Genomic DNA, 20792 nt, shown 5'->3' with positions numbered 1-20792 from the left:
GGAATTAAGTGTTGTCTCGCATATAAATTGTTATTTTATTTATAATAATGCTAAAATAGCCATTTTTTCGTACTAATATTAAGAATAATTCGCATTCATTATTAGATGTGATAATTAATATTCTTTAGGAATTTATAAAATGGTTACAGCTCTACTTACGCTTGATCAGCTTGCTTATGGTAAGCAAGCCGTGATAGTTAAGTTACTTCCACAATCAACACCTTTTCGCCGTAAATTATTAGCAATGGGTATTACGCCAGGTTGTAAAGTTTTAGTAGTACGCTCGGCACCATTAGGCGATCCACTCGAAATTGAAATGCGGGGATTTTTTCTTAGTCTACGTCGTAAAGAAGCAGCAGCAATTGTGGTAAAGGAACTGAGTTAATGAATATCGCATTAATTGGCAATCCCAACTGTGGTAAAACAACGTTATTTAATTTATTAACAGGCGCCACACAGCGGGTAGGTAATTGGCCAGGGGTCACGGTTGAACGTAAAACAGGTATTTTTCATTATCACCAACAGCAATACACGATAATTGATTTACCTGGTACTTACGCAATTGATAGTAACAGTCAAACCACCTCACAAGATGAGATGATAACCCGTGATTATGTATTATCCTCATCTAATGATGTGATTATTAATATCATTGATGCAACCAATTTACAGCGAAGTTTGTATTTAACTTATCAGCTTATTGATTTAAACAAGCCCATTATTGTTGTTTTAAATATGATTGATGCGCTAGATGCTCTTGGTGAGCATATCAATGAAGCAGAATTAACAAAATTAATAGGCTGTCCAGTAGTCGCTATTTCTGCCAGTAAAAAACAGGGTTTAAAATCTCTGTATCAAGCGATTGAAAATTATGTTCAATCCCCCGATCATCATTACTCAGCAGTTGCCACCTTAGCGCCAGTGCAGCAAACTATTCTGACTAATTTTCTAACGATGTGCCCAGAATCAAGCCAATTCATGCATCTGAATCGTTGGCAATTATTAGAAGTCATGATCGATCATCGTGATATGAGATTAAATCAGGAAGAATTAGCCGCTATTGATCATTGTCGACATGAATTAGCTCGATGGTGTGATAATGAGGTTGATGTTGCTTTGGCAAGTAGTCGTTATGAAATTATTGACCAAGTTTGTAAAACCGTCATTGATACACCTCGTGAAGCAAGTATCTCTTTGTCGGCAAAGATCGATAAAATAGTGTTAGGTCGTATCACCGGAGTTCCGTGTTTTTTAGTAATCCTATATTTCATGTTTATGATTGCTGTTAAATTCGGTTCCGTTTTCATTGATTTTTTTGATGGCTTATTTGCAGCAATATTTGTCGATGGCTTGAGCCAGCTTTTAGCAAGCTTAGGAGCGTCAGAGGGGTTAATTGTTATTTTAGCCAATGGTATTGGTAGTGGTATTCAAACTGTTGCCAGTTTTATACCAGTAATCGCAGCAATGTTCTTCTGTTTGTCCTTTCTAGAAGATTCAGGTTATTTAGCGCGTGCTGCGATGGTTGTTGATCGCGGCATGCGAGTAATTGGCCTACCGGGTAAAGCATTTGTACCTATGCTAGTTGGTTTTGGTTGTGGCGTGCCGGCAATTATGGGAACGCGAACCTTAGAAAATACACGTGATAGGATCATGTCAATTTGTATGATTCCTTTTATGTCATGTAATGCACGTTTACCGGTATATGTGTTATTGGCAGTGATTTTTTTTCCTAATCATGCCGCTTCAGTCGTATTAATCTTATATTTACTGGGGATTTTAGTTGCCATTATTACCGGATTTGTACTTAAGTTTACCTTGTTAAAAGGTGAAATTACGCCATTTATCATGGAACTGCCGGTTTATCGCATACCTACTTTAAAAAGTATGTTGCATTTAACTTGGCAGCGCTTAAAAAGTTTTATCTTGCGAGCTGGCAAGGCGATTGTTTTAATGGTGACCGTATTAAGTATTCTTAATTCGTTAAGCACAAACGGAACATTTGGTAACGAAAATTCAGCGCACTCTTTACTGGCTGTGGTCAGTCAAAAAATGACGCCGGTTTTTGCGCCAATGGGGGTGAGTGAACAAAATTGGCCAGCAACTGTCGGTATCTTTACCGGAATTTTTGCTAAAGAATCGGTTATTGCTTCGCTTAATTCTTTATATGCTATTGAAGGAAGTAAAAATCCCCACGATGAAACAGCTGGCAATGTATTGGATGACATCAAGGCAGCATGCTTAACCATACCCAACAATTTAGCTGAACTGGCTGATTCATTTCTTGATCCTATTGGATTATCTCAAGCCCAGCAAGATATTACTAGCGTGCAAGATGAATTTGCAATGGATGATCATACTATTAGTACAATCAGCTCATCCTTTGGTTCTCAGCCTGCTGCAATGGCATATTTAATTTTTATCTTGCTCTATACTCCGTGTGTAGCAGCATTAGGCGCGGTTTACCGAGAAGCAGGAACTCGATGGATGTTCTTTGTTGCGTTGTGGACATTTTTCATTGCTTGGTTGTGTGCTACGGGCTATTATCAGTTTAATTTATTAACAGTTTCGAAATATGCCATTTATTGGTTGCTTGGACTCGCGTTTTTATTCATTATCATTGTAGGTTTGATGAAATTTCTTGGTCGCTTTACGATTTTTACTTCATCCCTGTTAAAGAACGCTTCATCTAAATGTAATGATACAAATCATTGCTGTTGATCTTTTTGTTTTTTTAATTAACTTTTATATAAGATAAAACATAATATTCGGTTATGTTTTATCGAAAGAGATATTGCTGATGTTAATGACTGATATTTACCAGTATATTGAATTAAAAGGTAGAGTGAGTTTATTAGATTTATCTCGCCATTTTCACATTAAAGAAAGCGCACTGATACAAATGTTGGATTTTTGGGTCAAAAAGGGGAAACTGACGGCTACAAATCTGACGACATCAGTTTGTGTTGGTAATAAAACATGTGCAGATTGCCATAGCTGTAGTGAGAGTGCATTTCTATTTTATATGCGAAATCATTAAGCATCTTATATGATAATAAATGCAGCATATTTTTAATAACCCATTATAGGAAATATATTGATTCTAAAGAAAATTATCTGCTATTTTAATCCCGTATTTAATGAAATAGAATGGTAAAATTAAGATTTGGTTTCTTATTTATAAATGTTTTAAGCGGTTGTAACGTATTGGATAAAATATAAATTTTTAAATAATGATGAATTTAATTATTTTTATCGGATGATAAAAGATAACATTAAAGGAAATCAGACTAAAACTGTCTCAAAATATCATAAGATAATCATTTCGTTCATTATATGTTATAAACTCATTATTTTGCTTATTAATCAATTTATAGTTATCCAATATTGTTTTCCAATGTAATATAGTCAAAACGGTTTTAAAGGGATTAACAAAGTGATTCATAGAATAAAAGCATCTATTATTAATATTTTATTTTCCTTTTTCATTTTATTAGTTTTGGTAAGTTATTCTTATGCCGAGATAAGTAAAAATCGATCTCATTTTGATTGTTTTCTTGTTCCATCTGAATCACACATAAAACACGCTAATTTTGCTGATCATTATCTAATTAAAACATATGGATGTGGTGGTGGAGCAATTTGTGGTGAGATAAAAAATTTATTAACAAACCAAGTTATTGGTTTACCAAATGCTTATTTAATTGAGGATGAGAATGGACAAAATGAATTTTCAATTGACTATCGTTTAAATAGTAGCTTGGTAATTATTTCTGGTATTGCTGCTGATCCTAATGAGGATGAAGAAGGTTATGCAAAACGGTATTATCATTTTATTGATGACAAACTGCAATTAATCTCTTTAGCAACGTTTACCTATCGTTGTGAATGATATTAAAAATTTTAACAGCTTACCCAAATAAATAATAAAAAACATAAAAATTCATTATCAATAATTTTGATTAAATATTTAATTTGAACGTGATATCTCTATGTATTTTTACAACAGGTAAGTATTTACCATTTTAATAAATTCTTTTTGTTGCCTAATGATTAGCTCATTATGCTTTTACGAGATGTCTTTCGTAATGTTTCAGGTTATTAAAGCAACTAATATAGGTTTTATTTTAATCAAACAAGGTGCTAAGTAATTGCAAAACAATTTTAATATGATTCGTTTATTTATCAATTAATTAAGATATCATGTGAATTATTATTGTGCTAATTTCGGTTTGTTTTTGTCCATTTTCGTTTATAAAATACTTGATCGGGATTTTTTTATCTTTATTATCGTTTATGTGCAATGTTGCATGAAATTGAGAACATCTCATGGTATTTAAGATAATCAAAATCATTTTAAAATTCCTTTTTCAGGTTCAAGTTAAAGGTAATCTTAATCATTTCAATAACGAAAAAATTCTTATTACTTCAAATCATGTTTCTTTTCTGGATGGTATTTTATTAGGGGTATTTTTGCCGGTACGTCCAGTTTTTGCAATTTATTCTGGTTATATTGATCATTGGTTGGTGAAATTGGCAAAACGTTTTGTCGATTTTGTGCCAATGGATCCGACTAAACCTATGGCAATAAAAAAATTAGTACGAGAAATCGCTAAAGGTCGGCCTATTGTTGTTTTTCCAGAAGGTCGAATCACCATTACCGGTTCGCTAATGAAAATTTATGATGGTGCTGCTTTTGTTGCGGCAAAATCAAATGCGACTATTGTTCCGGTTTGGATTGAAGGCGCTGAATTTACACTTACCAGTCGCTTAAAGGGGGTGTTTAAACGCCGTTTATTTCCTAAAATTATCATTCATGTATTAGAACCGAAACATATTGCTATGCCAGATGTTGCTAAAGCAAGTGAACGTCGTTATATCGCCGGTGAAAAATTACATCAGATTATGATGGAAGCCAGGATGGAAAGTCGGCCTAAATTAACGCTATTTAATGCCTTTTTAGAGGCCCAAGCACGATATGGGGCAAGTTCTTATGTGATGCAAGATCCAACCACTAAGCAATTATCATACCGTAAATTATTACAACAAACATTAGGGATGAGTTGCATTATTGAAAAAATTAGCCAAAAAAACGAAAGAGTTGGCGTCTTATTACCTAATGCAGTGATTAGTGTTTCGACAATTTTAGCATTATCATTAAAGCATCGTATTCCGGCCATGTTAAATTATACGGCAGGGGAAAAAGGTTTAAATTGTGCTGTTGAAGCGGCTGAAATTAAAACTATAATCACTTCCCGAAAATTTTTAATTAAAGGAAAAATCGACAATCTGCTTGAGGAAATCAAAGGTGTTAAATGGTATTTTCTTGAGGATTTAAAAGATTCATTAACTGTTTCAGATAAATTATGGGTAATTCTCCATCAATTTATTCCTCGTTTGCTCAAACGTTCCCAAGATTGTAATGATGAAGCGATAGTTTTATTTACCTCTGGTTCAGAAGGAAATCCCAAAGGTGTGGTGCATTCTCATGCTAGTTTACTGGCAAATGTTGAACAAATTCGTAGTGTGATTGATCCGATGCCAAGCGATCGTTTTATGTCGGCATTACCCTTATTTCATGCTTTTGGTCTGACAGCTGGATTGTTGTTACCGGTATTTTCAGGCAGTAAAACCTTTCTTTACCCTAATCCTTTACATTATAAAATGGTGCCCGAAATCATTTACGATCAAAACTGTACGGTATTATTTGGTACACCGACATTTTTAGCAAATTATGCTCGTTATGCTCACCCTTATGATTTTATGCGCTTACGTTATGTAGTAGCGGGTGCCGAAAAGTTGGCCGACAGTATCAAAGAAATTTGGAAAACTAAATTTGGTATTCGAATTCTGGAAGGTTATGGGGTTACGGAATGTGCGCCAGTTGTAGCCTTAAATGTGCCAATGGCTTACAAAGAAGGAACTGTTGGCCGACCTTTACCTGGTATTATCACCCGATTAATTAAAATCCCTGGCATTGAGCAAGGAGGACGACTGCAATTACAAGGTCCTAACATCATGAAAGGATACTTATTAGTAGATAATCCTGGACAGTTAGTCGTACCAACGGCAATTGATAATGATGGAAAGGTATGCCGTGGTTGGTATGATACGGGGGATATTGTTGATATTGATAATAACGGTTTTATTTCAATTAAAGGACGATTAAAACGTTTTGCGAAAATTGCAGGTGAAATGGTGTCGCTGGAAAGCGTTGAAGCGATTGCAAAAGCAGTGGATGCAACCGCAATGCATGGCGCAACGATTAAACATGATTCAGCAAAAGGTGAGGCAATCGTTTTATTTACTACATCAGAAAATTTATCCCGAGAAAAACTATCCCAAGCTGCGCAAACGTTGGGTATTCCTGCTATAGCAGTACCTCGTGATATTCGGATCATCAAACAATTACCACTACTTGGAACGGGCAAGATTGATTTTGTTACGTTACAAAAAATGATAGAAGTTAATTAAGATATTTAAATCTAATCTCAATATTAGTCGTTATGTCGTATTAGCATGACGGCTAATTAGGAGTGGTTATGACTAATCAAAAATTATTAACCCGTGGTATGGTTGCGACGTTATTGGCGCAATTTTTCTCAGCATTTAGTGATAATGCATTACTTTTTGCAATTCTCGCTTTATTGAAGCAACTACAATATCCTGATTGGAGTAAACCGGTTTTACAAATGGTTTTTGTCATTGCTTTTATTATAACAGCACCCTTTGTGGGGCAAATTGCCGATCGGTTTTCTAAAGGTCGTGTAATGCTAATAGCAAATAGTCTAAAATTTATGGGTGCAGCAATTATCTGCGTGGGGATAAATCCATTTATTGGTTATGTGATTGTCGGAATTGGAGCCGCCGGTTACTCTCCCGCTAAATATGGCATCTTAGGTGAATTAACGAGTGGTGATAATTTAGTAAAAGCAAATGGTTTAATTGAAGCTTCTACCATTGCCGCTATTTTGTTAGGCAGTGTTGCCGGTGGTTATATTGCCGATCTTAATGTCATCGCTTCATTAATAACTTGTGTGATAGTGTTTGTCATTGCTATGATTGCTAATTTATTTATACCTAAACTCCCAGCAGCGAAAAAAGATACATCTTGGCATTTTGGGTATATGTTTAAAAATTTTATTGCTGGCGTTCAAAATTTATATAGTCAACCCTTAGCGAGAATGACTTTACTTGGAACCAGTTTATTTTGGGGCGCAGGTGTAACATTACGTTTTTTATTAATTGATTGGGTACCACTCGTTTTGGGAATCACAGATAATAAAACACCTACAATTCTCAATGCTGTTGTTTCAGTAGGAATTGTTTTGGGAGCCGGACTTGCGGCAAAATTCATTAGTCTTAATAATACCGTACGCTGTATTCCAGCAGGAATTTTAATGGGTATTGTTGTAACGTGTTTTAGTATTCAGTCAACCATGGTTACGTCTTATATTTTACTGGTTACTATCGGTATGTTTGGTGGATTTTTCCTAGTTCCGCTTAATGCATTATTACAACATTTAGGTAAACAAACAGTAGGGGCTGGAAGTGCGATTTCCGTACAAAATTTTAGTGAATATAGTTCAATGATGGTGATGTTAGGCGTTTACTCATTAACTGTGGCATTAGATATTTCGACGATTTGGATTGGTGCGTGCTTTGGGATATTATTTGCATTTGTGATTACTTTGCTATGGATTTGGCAAAACAAACAATAATTGTACATCGTTGTTGATACACAATTTTATCATAATAATCTCTGTTTATAGGTTTTTTTATGCCATATTTAGATTTATCCAAAATGGTAACGGAAAGTTGTAATTCAGTTAGCCAAAATATTGATCAACTTGCAACACTTGATATCTTAAAAGTGATTAATAATGAAGATAAAACAGTGGCCTTAGCAGTTGAAAAAGTCTTACCGTATATTGCTCAAGCGGTTGAACATATTGTGGCAACCTTTGCCAAACATGGTCGACTTATCTATATCGGTGCAGGTACTTCAGGTCGTTTAGGTATTTTAGATGCAAGTGAGTGTCCTCCTACTTATGGTACTTCACCTGAACAAGTGATCGGAATTATTGCCGGGGGGGCATCGGCTGTGTTTAAGGCAGTTGAAAACATTGAAGATAAACCAGAACAAGGCCAAGCTGATCTGCAATCGATTAATTTTAGTAATAATGATATTTTAGTTGGTATTGCTGCTAGTGGCAGAACGCCATACGTAATTGGTGCAATGAAATACGCAAAAAAACAAGGAGCAATGGTAATCAGCCTTTGCTGTAATCCCAATGCTCAAATGATTTCTTTAGCTGATATTGCTATTACACCAGTGGTAGGTGCTGAAGTTATTACAGGTTCATCACGAATGAAAGCCGGTACAGCACAAAAGATGGTTCTTAATATGTTAACGACAGCGAGTATGATCAAAATCGGTAAAGTTTTTGGTAATTTAATGGTTGATGTTGAAGCAACTAATGCCAAATTGGTTGAAAGACAAATCAATATTGTGATGCAAGCAACCGATTGTTCACGTGAGCAAGCGATTAAAGCCTTAGAACAATGTAAGCGACATTGCAAAACGGCAATTATTATGCTCTTAATGGATCTCGATGCATGCAATGCGAAATTATTATTAGATAGGCATAATGGGAAAGTCGTGAATGTTTTGGCAAATAAAAATGAGTCAATATCTTAATCGATTTGACCAGATAATTTCATTGAATATCTCAGCAAAAGCGATAAAGTGCATTGACTATTAGCTAATTTATCTCTATAATTCCGACCTCTTTTAGGTAATTAGGGTGGATTTTACATCTGCCAATTTAATAAAATTAGATTTAGGTATAAATCATCATGAAACGTACATTTCAACCATCAGTTTTAAAACGTAACCGTACTCATGGTTTTCGTGCTCGTATGGCTACTAAAAATGGTCGCCAAGTATTAGCTCGTCGTCGCGCTAAAGGTCGCGCTCGTTTAACAGTATCAAGCTAATATAAAGTTGAGTGATTAATCAACTCTCCTTTGAACGGGAGTTACGTTTGTTAACTCCCAACCATTTTAACCATGTTTTTAGTCAATCACTAAGAGTTGGCTCCCCTTATATCACTTTTGTGTTTAGAAAAAATGATATTGATCACCCTCGGTTAGGTTTTGCTATTGCAAAAAAACAAGTTAAACGAGCTCATGAACGAAATCGTTTAAAAAGAGTGGTTAGGGAAGATTTTCGATTGAAACAAAAACAAATTCCTGCTGTTGACATTGTGGTTATGGCTCGAACTGCTGCTGTAGCGTTAGATAATAAAGAAATTCGAACGATATTAGATAAATTATGGCAACGTCTCCTTTCCATTCAACAAAACAAAAGCTGAGTTTTATTTTATCGCAAATTAATTTATGCTTAGCAAATTGCTTTATAATACTTATTCGTTGTTATCAGCATTTTATCAGTCCGTTACTCGGACCACATTGTCGCTTTACTCCAACATGTTCTCAATATGCTATTATTGCATTTAAACGTTTTGGATTGGTAAAAGGAAGTTGGCTAACTTTGAAACGTGTATTAAAATGTCATCCTTTAAATGATGGTGGCGAAGATCCAGTTCCACCTAAATCGAACATGATAGAGAAAAAAACTAATGGCAGCTAAACGTAATATTTTACTTATTGCATTCCTCACTGTTTCTTTTTTAATTTGGCAAGCTTGGGAGCGGGATCATGCGCCAAAGCCAAAAATAGAAAATCAATTAACCGAACAAATAATAAACAATGATTCAGTTTCAGTGAATACGACCGCTAAAAGCATTACTATTAAATCTGATGTACTGTCTTTAAAAGTTAATACTTATGGCGGTGATGTGCAATCAGCCGAATTGTTAAAGTATGATCAATCTCTCGATTCTCATACACCATTCCAGTTACTAACAGCAAAACCGGATTTTGTTTATATCGCTGAAAGTGGTTTAACTGGTAATGATGGTCCTGATAATGCAAATAAAGCTTCACGACCGCTTTATCAAACTCAGCAAGATGAATATGTATTAGCTGATGGACAAAATGAATTGCGTGTTCCACTAACTTACGTTAAAGATGGCATCACATATACCAAAGTATATACTTTAAAACGCGGCGATTATGCCATTGATGTGAGTTATGAAATTAACAATCAAAGTGCGGCACCGATTGAAGTAGCTATGTATGGTCAATTGAAGCAAACCATAGACTTACCACATGATGCAGTATCTGAAGGTGGCAGTGGTTTAGGGCTAAGTGTTTTCCGTGGAGCAGCTTACTCTAGCTCAAGCACAAATTACAGCAAATATAGTTTTGATGATATCAAAGATGAAAACTTATCAATCAAAACGCAAACCGGTTGGATTGCGATGTTACAACACTATTTTGCTTCTGCTTGGATCCCAACCCAAGATCAAGAAAATCTACTTTATACACGAGCAACAAATAATAATACGCAAGCGACTGTTGGTTTTAGAGGGGAATATACCACTATAGCTAGTGGCGCTCAGCAAACCATAAAAGCGAAATTATGGCTAGGTCCTGAATTACAGAACGAACTTCAACAAACCGCGCAACATTTAGATTTAATCGTTGATTATGGGTGGTTATGGTTTTTATCGCAACCGCTATTCCATTTGTTAAAACTTATTCAAGGATTTGTTTCTAACTGGGGTGTTGCAATTATTATTATTACGTTTATTGTGCGTGGTATTTTATTCCCATTAACACGTACGCAATATCGTTCATTAGCAAAAATGAAGTTATTACAACCACGTTTACAAGCCTTGAAGGAACGTTATGGCGATGACCATAAAAAAGTCGGGCAGGAAACAATGGAGCTTTATCGTCAAGAAAAAGTGAACCCATTAGGTGGTTGTTTGCCTGTTATCATTCAAATGCCAATTTTCTTATCTTTATTTTATATGTTAGGTAATACGGTAGAATTACGTCATGCACCATTTATGTTATGGATTAATGATTTATCGGCACAAGATCCTTATTATATTCTGCCATTAATTATGGGATTGACTATGTATTTAATCCAAAAAATGTCACCGACAACGGTAACGGATCCAATGCAGCAGAAAATAATGACGTTTATGCCGGTTATTTTTACAGTGTTTTTCTTATGGTTCCCGTCCGGATTAGTTGTATACTATATTGTGAGTAATTTATTTACAATCGTACAACAAAGGATCATTTACTGGGAGCTCGAAAAGAAAGGGCTTCATGAGAGAAAGAAAAAATAGTAAATATTTAAGGCAGAGTGAATTCTGCCTTAATTTTTAGTGATTTAGTCTTATCATTTATAACCTACCGAAAAATAATGTAGGTTATGTTAACCATAATAAATATAAGAGATAATAAATGTCATGCAACCACAATTTGAATTAACAGGGAAAGAGCAAGGTTACTGGTTTATTAGTCATTATGGACGTCTATGGCTACCTAATGGCGAAGTTCCAATGGGGCTAGCTAGTCAGTTTGGATTAACTAATAAAAAAGCATTAGCAATTGGTGAATGGCAAGGTCAATCGGCATGGTTAGTTTGCCAAAATATGCCACAGAATATGAGCTCGATTCGCACATTACTGAGTAGTTCAGATCAAACGTTATTTTTATTGGCTGGAAGAGCGGTACAACTTGCCGAATTTTTCAGTTCACACAAATTTTGTGGGTGTTGTGGTCATGAAATGTATTTAAGTAAAACGGAATGGTGTTGTTTATGTTCTAATTGTCAGCAACGCTATTATCCCCAAATTTCACCGTCAATAATTGTTGCTATACGTAATAATGATAAAATTCTGTTGGCAAAACATACTCGGCATAATCAGGATAATCTCTTCACTGTATTGGCAGGATTTGTTGAAGTCGGTGAGACAATCGAACAAGCTGTAGAGCGGGAAGTTTATGAAGAATCACAGCTTCATATTAAAAATATTCGTTATGTTACATCGCAACCATGGCCATTTCCTAATTCGATGATGTTGGCTTTTATGGCAGATTACGATTATGGCGAGATCAATATTGATTCTAATGAATTAGTTACAGCAGATTGGTATCACTATAGTCAGCTACCTAAAATACCAGAATATGGTACTGTTGCTAGACGTTTAATTGAAGATACCATTGTACTTTGTCGTCAATACGAAGAGCATGACAAGTAACGAAAGATTGAGCAAGATAAATTAAAGTTCTTGCTCAAATAATTCTAAAATGATTTTATACAGTTTTTTTACTGTAAAACCATTTGTTGGGGTACTGAAAATAGTATCGTCACCAGCAATAGATCCTAAAATTCCTTCTGATTTTCCAATCGAATCCAATAAACGTGCAATAAGTTGCGCTGCGCCAGGGCTGGTTCGGATAACTACCATAGCGTGGTTATAATCAATATCTAATACAAGATTTTTTAGTGGACTTGATGTAGTTGGTACACTGATTTCTGCCGGTAAACAGTACACCATCTCCATTTTTGCATTACGTGTTCTTACGGCGCCAAATTTTGTTAACATGCGGGAAACTTTAGACTGATTTATACTATCAAAACCTTGCTCTTGTAATGCTTGAACTATTTCAATTTGCGAACTGAATTTTTCTTGTTTCAGCATTTCTCTAAATACTTTACAAAGTTCATCTTGTTTATTACGTACTGACATTAGCCACGGGCCTTATTAAAATTAAACTAATTATTTATGCAATAATTATGCATTAATTTTGCATAAATTAAAATCTTTAAATAATGGGTTAGATAAAATAGTCATAATTTATGTAGGCATTATTGAATAGCATTTTTAGGTCGAAAAGATTTTACTATATGTTCATGTGTGTCAAAATACGGACCATCAAGCAATTGTATACAATAAGGTACACTAGCAAAAATACCAGCAACAATTTGCTTACCTTGTTCGTCTTTGATGCCTTCAAGTATTTCTCTAATCGCCTTTGGTTGACCAGGAAGATTGATAATTAAACTTTGGTGGCGAATAACTGCCACTTGACGAGATAAAATAGCAGTAGGTACAAAATATAAACTGATCTGTCGCATTTGTTCACCAAAACCAGGCATAATTTTATCGGCTACGGCAATTGTGGCCTCTGGGGTAACATCACGTTTGGCTGGACCAGTGCCCCCGGTGGTTAAAATGAGATGACAATGACAATCATCAACAAGTTCTATTAATGTTTGTTCAATAATAGCTTGTTCATCAGCAATTAAACGCTTTTCCACAGTAAAATCATCTTTTAATGCTTTGTCTATCCATTCATTTAAGGTGGGAATACCCTTATCTTCATAAATGCCTGTTGAGGCGCGATCAGAAATAGAGACTAGACCAATTTTTAATATCATGATGGTTCCTATTATTGTTTTAGATTTAACATATTATATAATTATTTTAACTAAACCGTATTAAAACATTATTAGTAAATACTTTTAATAATATTGACCGAATCAATTTAACATGAATATTCAAGCCATTGAATTTGATATATACTGCATTTGTGAGAATTTTTTTAAATTAAATTTTAAATAGGGAGAAACTCATGTATAACTCTATCCTTGTTCCAGTTGATATAATTGAAAAAGATTTAACACAAAAAGTTATTCCCCATGTCGAATATTTAGCAAAATTATCTAATGCTAATGTTAAGTTTTTCCATGTACTGCCGATTTCTTCCGCTATTATTAATGCTTATTCATTTGGTATGGATGAGTTCAAAGATCAGGCTACCGTGCAAGCAGAAAATTGGCTTAAAAAGTTAATCCATGAAATTGATTTACCTAAAGAGACTCTTTCTTATTCCTTAGCATTTGGTAATCCTAGAGATGAAATTCTCACTATAGCCGAGGAAATCCAGCCAGATTTAATTATAATTGGTTCAAGACGACCGAATATTTCAAATCATCTATTGGGTTCCAATGCTGCAGGTATTGTTAGACATGCCAAAATGTCAGTATTAGTTATTCGGTAATCATTTCTTTTTTAGATAACTCGTACCAAAATATTGTGCGAGTTATATCGCCTATTATCAATAGATTTAAAGTTTTTTATGATAGCAGGGATTATGCTAATGTTAACCGTAATTAACAAACAATTATGAAGTAAATTCCATTAATTATTGTTTAATTATTAAAGATTTTTCAAGTTTATGTAAAAGTTAGAAAGATGATAGCGATTACATCACTTCAAGAATATTATATTATCCTTATATTAGGTATTATCTATTTTTCGATAAGCTATCATTTAATTTTTCTTCAATATTGTCTTAACTTCAATAAATAAGGTTTATATATTATGATTAGTTGGCCAAAACTGTTAATTTTATTAGCAATCGCTGTGTTAGTACTGGGTACCAATCGTTTACGAACACTTGGTTCAGATCTAGGCGCAGCAATAAAAGGTTTTAAAAAAGAATTAGCGGATGATAATAAAAAAACAGATTTAGTTAAAGATGATTTTGCTAATAAAAATGATCACAATGGATAAAATCTTAACAGATATAACACTACTGATATCTTAATCTTCTGAAATTACTCGTCAAATGACTTTAATGATTTATTTATCTTGTTACGATTTTAAATAAGATTTTGATATATTCGCTTATCAGCTTGGATTATTGCATATGAAGCTTTATCTAATGTGTCACAAAATTTATCATTAATTTTGATTGATAAGAGATGTAACGTTTAAATGAAAACGGTCACATCTCTTACCAAACAAATATCACTATTAAAATTTTCGTTTGCACGATGCAATGTAAAAAACTGTCAATTCATGGAAAGATATCTTATCGATTGGCATAAGCTTGTTTATCAAAGGGTACTAATATTTTCGAAAATGATAAGCGGTAAACACCGTATGAAACTTTTGAAAAATCATCAATATTTGGGTGATGTACATAAGAAATTTTGATTTACCTTTTCAAATAGCAATAAACGATCTCAAAAAAGCTCTCTAGGATATAGTTCAATCTTTTTGTAAATTAATAAATTATATTAAGGAATTTTAAGCCGCATTTTTGATTCTTATAAAAAAGAACATAAGATTAATCGAAATAGTCTTATCTCTTAAACTCGTCTGTATCATTATAACTGATGCGTGACATTCTAATGAGCTAACCCGTTAATTAAAATAATATATTACCATTTTACTAAAGGTAATGATGTGGATAGGATATAATTGAATTCAATAGTTTGAATTTTTTAATAAAATAATTGATCGATATCACATAAATCATAAAAAATGTTTTGCTTAATATCGAAACTCTTTAATATTTATTTTAGGTTTAATTATGAAGGGGAATAAAATGAAATTAAAGTTGTTAGCTATTATTAGTAGCATTATTCTCAGTGCATCAGCTTTTGCTTCGCTGGAAGAAACAAAAGTTTTAAAAATCATTAGTTATAATGTTTATAATGGTATGAAGTTAGATGAGTCAGAAGGTAAACAGAAATTTATTGATTGGGCCAAAATCCAAGATGCTGATATTATTGCTTGGCAAGAAATGAATTTTTTTACACGTGAGAAATTAGAAACATTTGCCGCAAGTTATGGACATAAATATGCTGTACTCTTAAAAGAGTCACCGGATGATGCCGCTTTCTTTCCTGTTGCGATTACATCTAAATATCCTATCGTTAATGTTAATAAAGTTGTAGATAATTTATGGCATGGTGCGTTATTTGCTGATATTGGTGATTATCATTTTGTTGTCACGCACATGAACCCGTTTTGGACTGCAAAAAGAATTGATGAAATGAATTTAATTATTGATTCAATAAAATATAGTCGTGATCCAAATGGTAAATGGATCATTGCTGGAGATTTAAATTCCTTCTCACCCGCTGATAAGGAAGCTTATGATAAAAGTCATCTATTAAATGATATCAAGGAAAAAGAGAAAAATAGACCAATTTTAGAAAATTTAGTTAATGGTAAATTAAGTTATACGGTTCAGCAAAACCTTTTAGATGCAGGTTTCATTGATGCACTGAAATTAAAAAATCGCGAATTTATTGCAACGGCACCAACTAAAGTATTTTATGACCAAGCTTCAACTCCATTACGTTATGATTATATTTATGTTTCCCCTTCACTCGAAAAAGATGTCATTGACGTAATGGTTCTTAAAGATGAATTTACAGATAATTATTCAGATCATTATCCTGTACAGATGAAAATAAATAATAAATAACAGAAAGTGAAATAGTAAAAAGCGATGTTGTTGTAACATCGCTTTTTTATTATTGTTTGAAAATTAAAATTTTATTTAAAAGCAAAATCCCAATTGCGATGTAGATTGCAATTATAAAAACAATATATCTTATTATCCTAACCTAGGACTATTTTCTAAAAGATATAGTTAATGTTAAGTGGATGCAGCGTATGAAAGGACGATTTAAATTTTGTTAAAAGTAATAGCGTTATTAAAAAATTTGAAAAGATTGGAATTTAGTTAAATAACAAAATGTCGCTACAAGAATATAGCCTGAGAGTAATTTTAATGTTGATCTTTATCACTTTTTTATAAGTTTTAATCAAATTTGGTCTATTAAAAATGAGTTATTGCAAATGAGGGCAAAAAGTGGAATGAAATAAATTACATAAGCCTTAATGAAAAATTAAATTCCTGCTATAGCAAAAATAAAAGTATTAGAATGATGGTTAAGAAATTAGTTTTTAATTTTATTGGTTTTAATACCTATTCTTTAATTATGAGTTCAATAATAGCTTATAACTGGCATAAGGATTAGGCAGGGTATCTATATTTAAAACAATAATTGTTACGCTTGGTTTTCATATTTATCTACTATAGCGCTCACTATATGGTAATCTTATAAAATTTAGCAAAAAGCATGACAGCCTGTAGTCAAAATTATTTAGTAATATAGGTCTTGAAAGATACTATTAATCATTTTCAAGAACCTGTCAATGAATGTAGCTTTGACACTCAATATCAAAAATAAGAATATTAAGCGATGATTGTTCTAAATAACCAATGACTAAAGGAAATTATATTATTAAATAAATAGGTTAGAATTATTTCATCTAACCTATTTCATTGGAATTAAGTGGAAAAAATATTATTCATAAATTGAATAATATAATTGCTCAATTTCCTTCACATTGGTATCACGTGGATTACCACCGGTACAGACATCATCAAACGCAGCTTGCGCTAAACTAGGTATATCTTCTAATTTTACTCCAATTTCTTTTAATGAAGCTGGAATGCCAACATCTAAATTAAGTTGTTTCACTGCATTGATGGCTGCTTCTCTCGCTTGCTCTGTCGTCATATCTTTTGTTCCATGAACTCCCATCGCTTCAGCAATAGCACGATATTTGTCTGCGGTAAAATCAGCATTATAAGCCATAATATGTGGTAATAGCACAGCATTTGCTACACCATGCGGTGTGCCATAGAAGGCACCGAGAGGATGGGCCATACCATGAACCAATCCTAAACCAACATTTGAAAAGCCCATACCGGCAATATATTGACCTAGTGCCATATCTTCACAACCTTTGGCAATTCCTTTAACTGAATCACGCAAAGATCTTGAAATTACTTCGATCGCTTTTAGGTGAAACATATCTGATAACTCCCAAGCACCTTTAGTTATATAACCTTCGATGGCATGGGTGAGAGCATCTACCCCAGTAGCCGCTTTTAAGCTGGCAGGCATACTGGTCATCATATCTGAATCAATGATTGCCACAACCGGAATATCGTGCGGATCAACACATACAAATTTACGTTTCTTCTCTTCATCAGTAATAACATAATTGATTGTTACTTCCGCAGCAGTACCTGCAGTGGTTGGTATTGCGATGGTCGGTACGGCTGGCTTTTTGGTTGGTGCAACTCCTTCGAGACTACGAACATCAGCAAATTCTGGATTATTTATGATAATACCTATTGCTTTTGCCGTATCTTGTGGTGAACCTCCACCAATAGCAATAAGATAATCAGCACCGGATTGTTTAAATATTTCAACACCTTTTTGGACAATGCCGATCGTTGGATTTGGTATGACTTCATCAAAAATTTGATAACTAAATTCATTGTCATCTAATAATTTAGTGACTTTGGTGGCAACGTTAAATTTTATTAAATCTTTATCTGTGACAACTAAAGCTTTTTTAAAACCACGTTTTTTAATTTCATCGACTATATGACTAATTGAACCTGCACCAAAGTACGATGTTTCATTAAGAATCATTCTGTACATCATATGTTCTCCATATAATAATTATTGTTGACTTAAATAAAAAGCCCTTTATTAAGCTATTTAATTAACATATCACTAAAGCCTACTTGGAAATAATCATTTAGGACGTTCTTAAGTAGGTATGGTGCTTTTGGAATCGCATCTATCGTATCGCCAGCAATATGCGTTGTAAGTGTAATATTATCTAAATCGAGTAGTGGATCTCCGTGTTCAATCGGTTCAACCCAACTTACATCTAAAGCTGCTCCGGCAATTGTTTTGTTTTGTAATGCCTCAATAAGATCGGCTTTATTTAATACGCCAGCCCGTGCAGTATTAATAATATAGCTATTTGGTTTCATTTTATTAATAACATCTTTATTAATCATGTTTTCAGTTTCTGGCGATAATCGCATATGTAGTGATAAAATATCCGCTTGCTTAATAACTTGATCAAATTCCAAAAATTCAACATTTATACCTTCTTTGGCGATTTTAGATTTATCAACAAAAGGATCGAAAGCAATAACTTTAACACCTAAAGCATTTAATCTTTTGGCAACTAATTTACCAATATACCCAAGCCCAACAAGCCCAACAGTATGATTGGTTAATATTGTTTTATAAGGATCATTTGAAAAACTTTTTCGCCATTGACCATGTTTAATTTCATAATGAGCACGAGCAATATTTCTAGTTTCAGCATACATTAAACCTATGGTGAAATCTGCGACGGGTTCCGCATTTCTGATAACATGTATTAACGTAATTTTTTTCGCTCTGACACTATCAAGAGCTATATGTTCTAAACCGCCGCGGCAAGTGCCGATCAACTTGAGTTTATTAGCAGACTCAATCATGGATTTCGACACGGGAGCAATGTGTACCAACAAATAATCGGCATCTACCATTGCTTCATTTACACCATCTGGAATTGGAACACATTCTGGGCCATTTTTTTCAATTTCAAGAATTTTTTCTTGAAACTGTTCTTTTTTCAAATCTGAAAACCATTCAAATATTTTAAATTCTATTTGTTCATCACTTCCTGGAAACTGAATCTGTTTCGCAGCATCAACTAGCGTTGCCGAGCTTACTAATGCGTCGCCTATAACAACTATTTTCATTGTGATTCTCCTACTAGTTCTTCTTTATTATTAATGCCCAAAGCTTGTCTTTCTAAATAATCATGTATCGCCTCTCTCTTAAAGCGGACAAACAGATAAAATACGATGTAGACAATAACACTTAAGGCAATATAGACAGGGTTTTGGGTTAAAAAGATAATAAATAATCCACCCATTAAGTGATTGGTCATAACAGCAAAGCTACAAATTAACATAGCACCGGCCGGTAATATCACGCCAACATCTTGCGCTACAGAAGTAAATACTGGGGCTACGTTGGTAATGATGTAAAGGCCACCGACACACCAAATTGTTCCAGATATTAGCGATTTGAAAATATTCCCATTACTGATCGCAATAATCAATTCAATCATGTAAGGAATTGCAATTAAGTCAACCATTGGTAATGTTTCATTACCCGGTAAAATGATAGCTAAAATAAAAATGATAGGAATTAACAACATACCTGTGAGTAATGTTGCTGACTCACCATAACCAGCAGCATCATTAATTGCTAAGAACCAAACGCGATCTTTACTTCCTTTCTTGGCAGTTTTTCTTGATGAATCAGTTATGGTAGTGAAAGCGGATGCAAATACCCCAGCAATTTTCGGAAAAATACACATCACGGCAGCCGTTGCTACTCCAACTTTAAGCATTTCACCCCAAGCTTCAATTGTATCTAAACGCGTAAAATTGCCAGCTAAACCAATTAAGCAACCTAGTACTAGACCTAAAGATATAGGTTCACCCATAAATCCTAATTTTGCTTGAAGAGTTTGCGGATTCCACTGAACTTTATTTGCACCAAGTTTATTTAAGATCCAATCAACAACAATAGCCAGTGGTACAGAACATACATGATGTGGCGCTGTCATGGTACACCCAGGATAACCATAATAAGTTGACCATCTTTTAGCAACAATTTCAGAACATACGAGCGAATATAGATTAGATAGAATCATTAAACCAATCGCAAGATAAATATTTCCAGTTGCAATATAAAGCATTGAGCCCCACAACATAAATGAAAAGTTATTCCACATGTCTGACGGCATGAAAATATTAGTATAACGTGTAACAAATAAAATGATTTGGAACAAAAGCCCTAATCCTAAAAAGATCATGCCAACCTGTGTTGAGTAAGCAACAACACTTGTCGCTTGCCAACCAGTATCCAAGATTCGCAATGATATACCTGAATCTTCAACCATTCTATTGATCACAGGGGTAACCACTGGTGTGTATGCCCCGATAAGCATACCAAAACCGGTTAAACCGATACCGGCATTCAATGCGGATTGAAATGCTTTTTTTACTTTAACTTTCATAATTAAAGCAATAAAGAATATGACAATGGGTACAATAATAGCTGCACCGAAAGCCCCCATAATTTTTGATAAATACTCTAACATAGATATTATCTCCTT

The 20792-nt window shown here is 33.9% G+C and carries 20 protein-coding genes; 15 read left to right on the top strand and 5 right to left on the bottom strand.

Annotation, left to right across the window (positions count from 1 at the left end; all coding sequences use genetic code 11):
- Positions 1-139: 139 nt before the first annotated feature.
- From FcAc13_RS07390 to nudC, 12 genes are all read left to right on the top strand, one after another.
- The gene (locus FcAc13_RS07390; RefSeq protein WP_187755571.1) at positions 140-385 is read left to right on the top strand and encodes a FeoA family protein; all 246 of its coding nucleotides are present in this window, start codon (positions 140-142) and stop codon (positions 383-385) included.
- A complete protein-coding gene (gene feoB / locus FcAc13_RS07385; RefSeq protein WP_187755570.1) occupies positions 385-2718 on the top strand; it encodes a Fe(2+) transporter permease subunit FeoB in 2334 nt (777 codons plus the stop codon). Before FcAc13_RS07390 ends, feoB begins: the two co-directional genes overlap by 1 nt.
- Positions 2719-2803: 85 nt before the next feature.
- Positions 2804-3037, top strand: coding sequence for a FeoC-like transcriptional regulator (locus FcAc13_RS07380; RefSeq protein ID WP_187755569.1), 234 nt, complete (start codon positions 2804-2806; stop codon positions 3035-3037).
- A 396-nt stretch (positions 3038-3433) separates the two neighbouring features.
- On the top strand, positions 3434-3889 hold the full coding sequence (locus tag FcAc13_RS07375) for a hypothetical protein (RefSeq protein ID WP_187755568.1): 456 nt from the start codon (positions 3434-3436) through the stop codon (positions 3887-3889).
- A 437-nt stretch (positions 3890-4326) separates the two neighbouring features.
- A complete protein-coding gene (aas, locus tag FcAc13_RS07370) occupies positions 4327-6471 on the top strand; it encodes a bifunctional acyl-ACP--phospholipid O-acyltransferase/long-chain-fatty-acid--ACP ligase (protein WP_187755567.1) in 2145 nt (714 codons plus the stop codon).
- A gap of 68 nt (positions 6472-6539) precedes the next feature.
- The gene (gene lplT, locus FcAc13_RS07365) at positions 6540-7718 is read left to right on the top strand and encodes a lysophospholipid transporter LplT (RefSeq protein ID WP_187755566.1); all 1179 of its coding nucleotides are present in this window, start codon (positions 6540-6542) and stop codon (positions 7716-7718) included.
- 59 nt (positions 7719-7777) lie between these two features.
- Positions 7778-8698 carry an N-acetylmuramic acid 6-phosphate etherase gene (gene murQ / locus FcAc13_RS07360; protein ID WP_187755565.1) on the top strand — a complete coding sequence of 307 codons (921 nt, stop codon included), beginning with the start codon at positions 7778-7780 and terminating at the stop codon, positions 8696-8698.
- A 158-nt stretch (positions 8699-8856) separates the two neighbouring features.
- Complete coding sequence (gene rpmH / locus FcAc13_RS07355) at positions 8857-8997, top strand: 50S ribosomal protein L34 (RefSeq protein WP_039105005.1); 141 nt, start codon at positions 8857-8859, stop codon at positions 8995-8997.
- Between the two features lie 47 nt (positions 8998-9044).
- A complete protein-coding gene (rnpA, locus tag FcAc13_RS07350) occupies positions 9045-9374 on the top strand; it encodes a ribonuclease P protein component (protein ID WP_220679031.1) in 330 nt (109 codons plus the stop codon).
- On the top strand, positions 9335-9652 hold the full coding sequence (yidD, locus tag FcAc13_RS07345) for a membrane protein insertion efficiency factor YidD (RefSeq protein ID WP_187755564.1): 318 nt from the start codon (positions 9335-9337) through the stop codon (positions 9650-9652). The genes rnpA and yidD overlap by 40 nt, the downstream gene beginning before the upstream one ends.
- Positions 9642-11267: a membrane protein insertase YidC gene (gene yidC, locus FcAc13_RS07340; protein WP_187755563.1), complete on the top strand. Its 1626-nt coding sequence runs from the start codon at positions 9642-9644 to the stop codon at positions 11265-11267. Before yidD ends, yidC begins: the two co-directional genes overlap by 11 nt.
- A 123-nt stretch (positions 11268-11390) precedes the next feature.
- On the top strand, positions 11391-12185 hold the full coding sequence (gene nudC / locus FcAc13_RS07335; protein ID WP_187755562.1) for an NAD(+) diphosphatase: 795 nt from the start codon (positions 11391-11393) through the stop codon (positions 12183-12185).
- 21 nt (positions 12186-12206) lie between these two features.
- Here the strand turns inward: nudC and argR are convergent, their stop codons facing one another.
- Both argR and mog read right to left on the bottom strand, forming a co-directional pair.
- Complete coding sequence (gene argR, locus FcAc13_RS07330; RefSeq protein WP_187755561.1) at positions 12207-12677, bottom strand: transcriptional regulator ArgR; 471 nt, start codon at positions 12675-12677, stop codon at positions 12207-12209.
- 119 nt (positions 12678-12796) lie between these two features.
- Positions 12797-13372, bottom strand: coding sequence for a molybdopterin adenylyltransferase (gene mog / locus FcAc13_RS07325; RefSeq protein WP_187755756.1), 576 nt, complete (start codon positions 13370-13372; stop codon positions 12797-12799).
- Between the two features lie 191 nt (positions 13373-13563).
- Here mog and FcAc13_RS07320 point away from each other — a divergent pair, with 191 nt between their 5' ends.
- The 3 genes from FcAc13_RS07320 to FcAc13_RS07310 all read left to right on the top strand — a co-directional run bounded on the left by FcAc13_RS07320 (position 13564) and on the right by FcAc13_RS07310 (position 16215).
- Positions 13564-13992 carry a universal stress protein gene (locus tag FcAc13_RS07320; RefSeq protein WP_187755560.1) on the top strand — a complete coding sequence of 143 codons (429 nt, stop codon included), beginning with the start codon at positions 13564-13566 and terminating at the stop codon, positions 13990-13992.
- Between the two features lie 323 nt (positions 13993-14315).
- Positions 14316-14507 carry a twin-arginine translocase TatA/TatE family subunit gene (gene tatA / locus FcAc13_RS07315; protein WP_187755559.1) on the top strand — a complete coding sequence of 64 codons (192 nt, stop codon included), beginning with the start codon at positions 14316-14318 and terminating at the stop codon, positions 14505-14507.
- Positions 14508-15327: 820 nt separating this feature from the next.
- Positions 15328-16215: an endonuclease/exonuclease/phosphatase family protein gene (locus FcAc13_RS07310; protein WP_187755558.1), complete on the top strand. Its 888-nt coding sequence runs from the start codon at positions 15328-15330 to the stop codon at positions 16213-16215.
- A gap of 889 nt (positions 16216-17104) precedes the next feature.
- Here FcAc13_RS07310 and fucO read toward each other — a convergent pair.
- Genes fucO through FcAc13_RS07295 form a run of 3 tightly spaced genes read right to left on the bottom strand, consistent with a single transcriptional unit; the run spans position 17105 to position 20777 of the window.
- Positions 17105-18259: a lactaldehyde reductase gene (gene fucO, locus FcAc13_RS07305; RefSeq protein ID WP_187755557.1), complete on the bottom strand. Its 1155-nt coding sequence runs from the start codon at positions 18257-18259 to the stop codon at positions 17105-17107.
- A 53-nt stretch (positions 18260-18312) separates the two neighbouring features.
- A complete protein-coding gene (locus FcAc13_RS07300) occupies positions 18313-19362 on the bottom strand; it encodes a 2-hydroxyacid dehydrogenase (protein WP_187755556.1) in 1050 nt (349 codons plus the stop codon).
- On the bottom strand, positions 19359-20777 hold the full coding sequence (locus FcAc13_RS07295) for a PTS galactitol transporter subunit IIC (protein WP_187755555.1): 1419 nt from the start codon (positions 20775-20777) through the stop codon (positions 19359-19361). The genes FcAc13_RS07300 and FcAc13_RS07295 overlap by 4 nt, the downstream gene beginning before the upstream one ends.
- Positions 20778-20792: the final 15 nt, after the last annotated feature.

The organism is Frischella japonica, assembly GCF_014489845.1.
Classification (GTDB): Bacteria; Pseudomonadota; Gammaproteobacteria; order Enterobacterales; family Orbaceae; genus Frischella; species Frischella japonica.
This window is presented reverse-complemented; position numbering and strand designations above follow the sequence as displayed.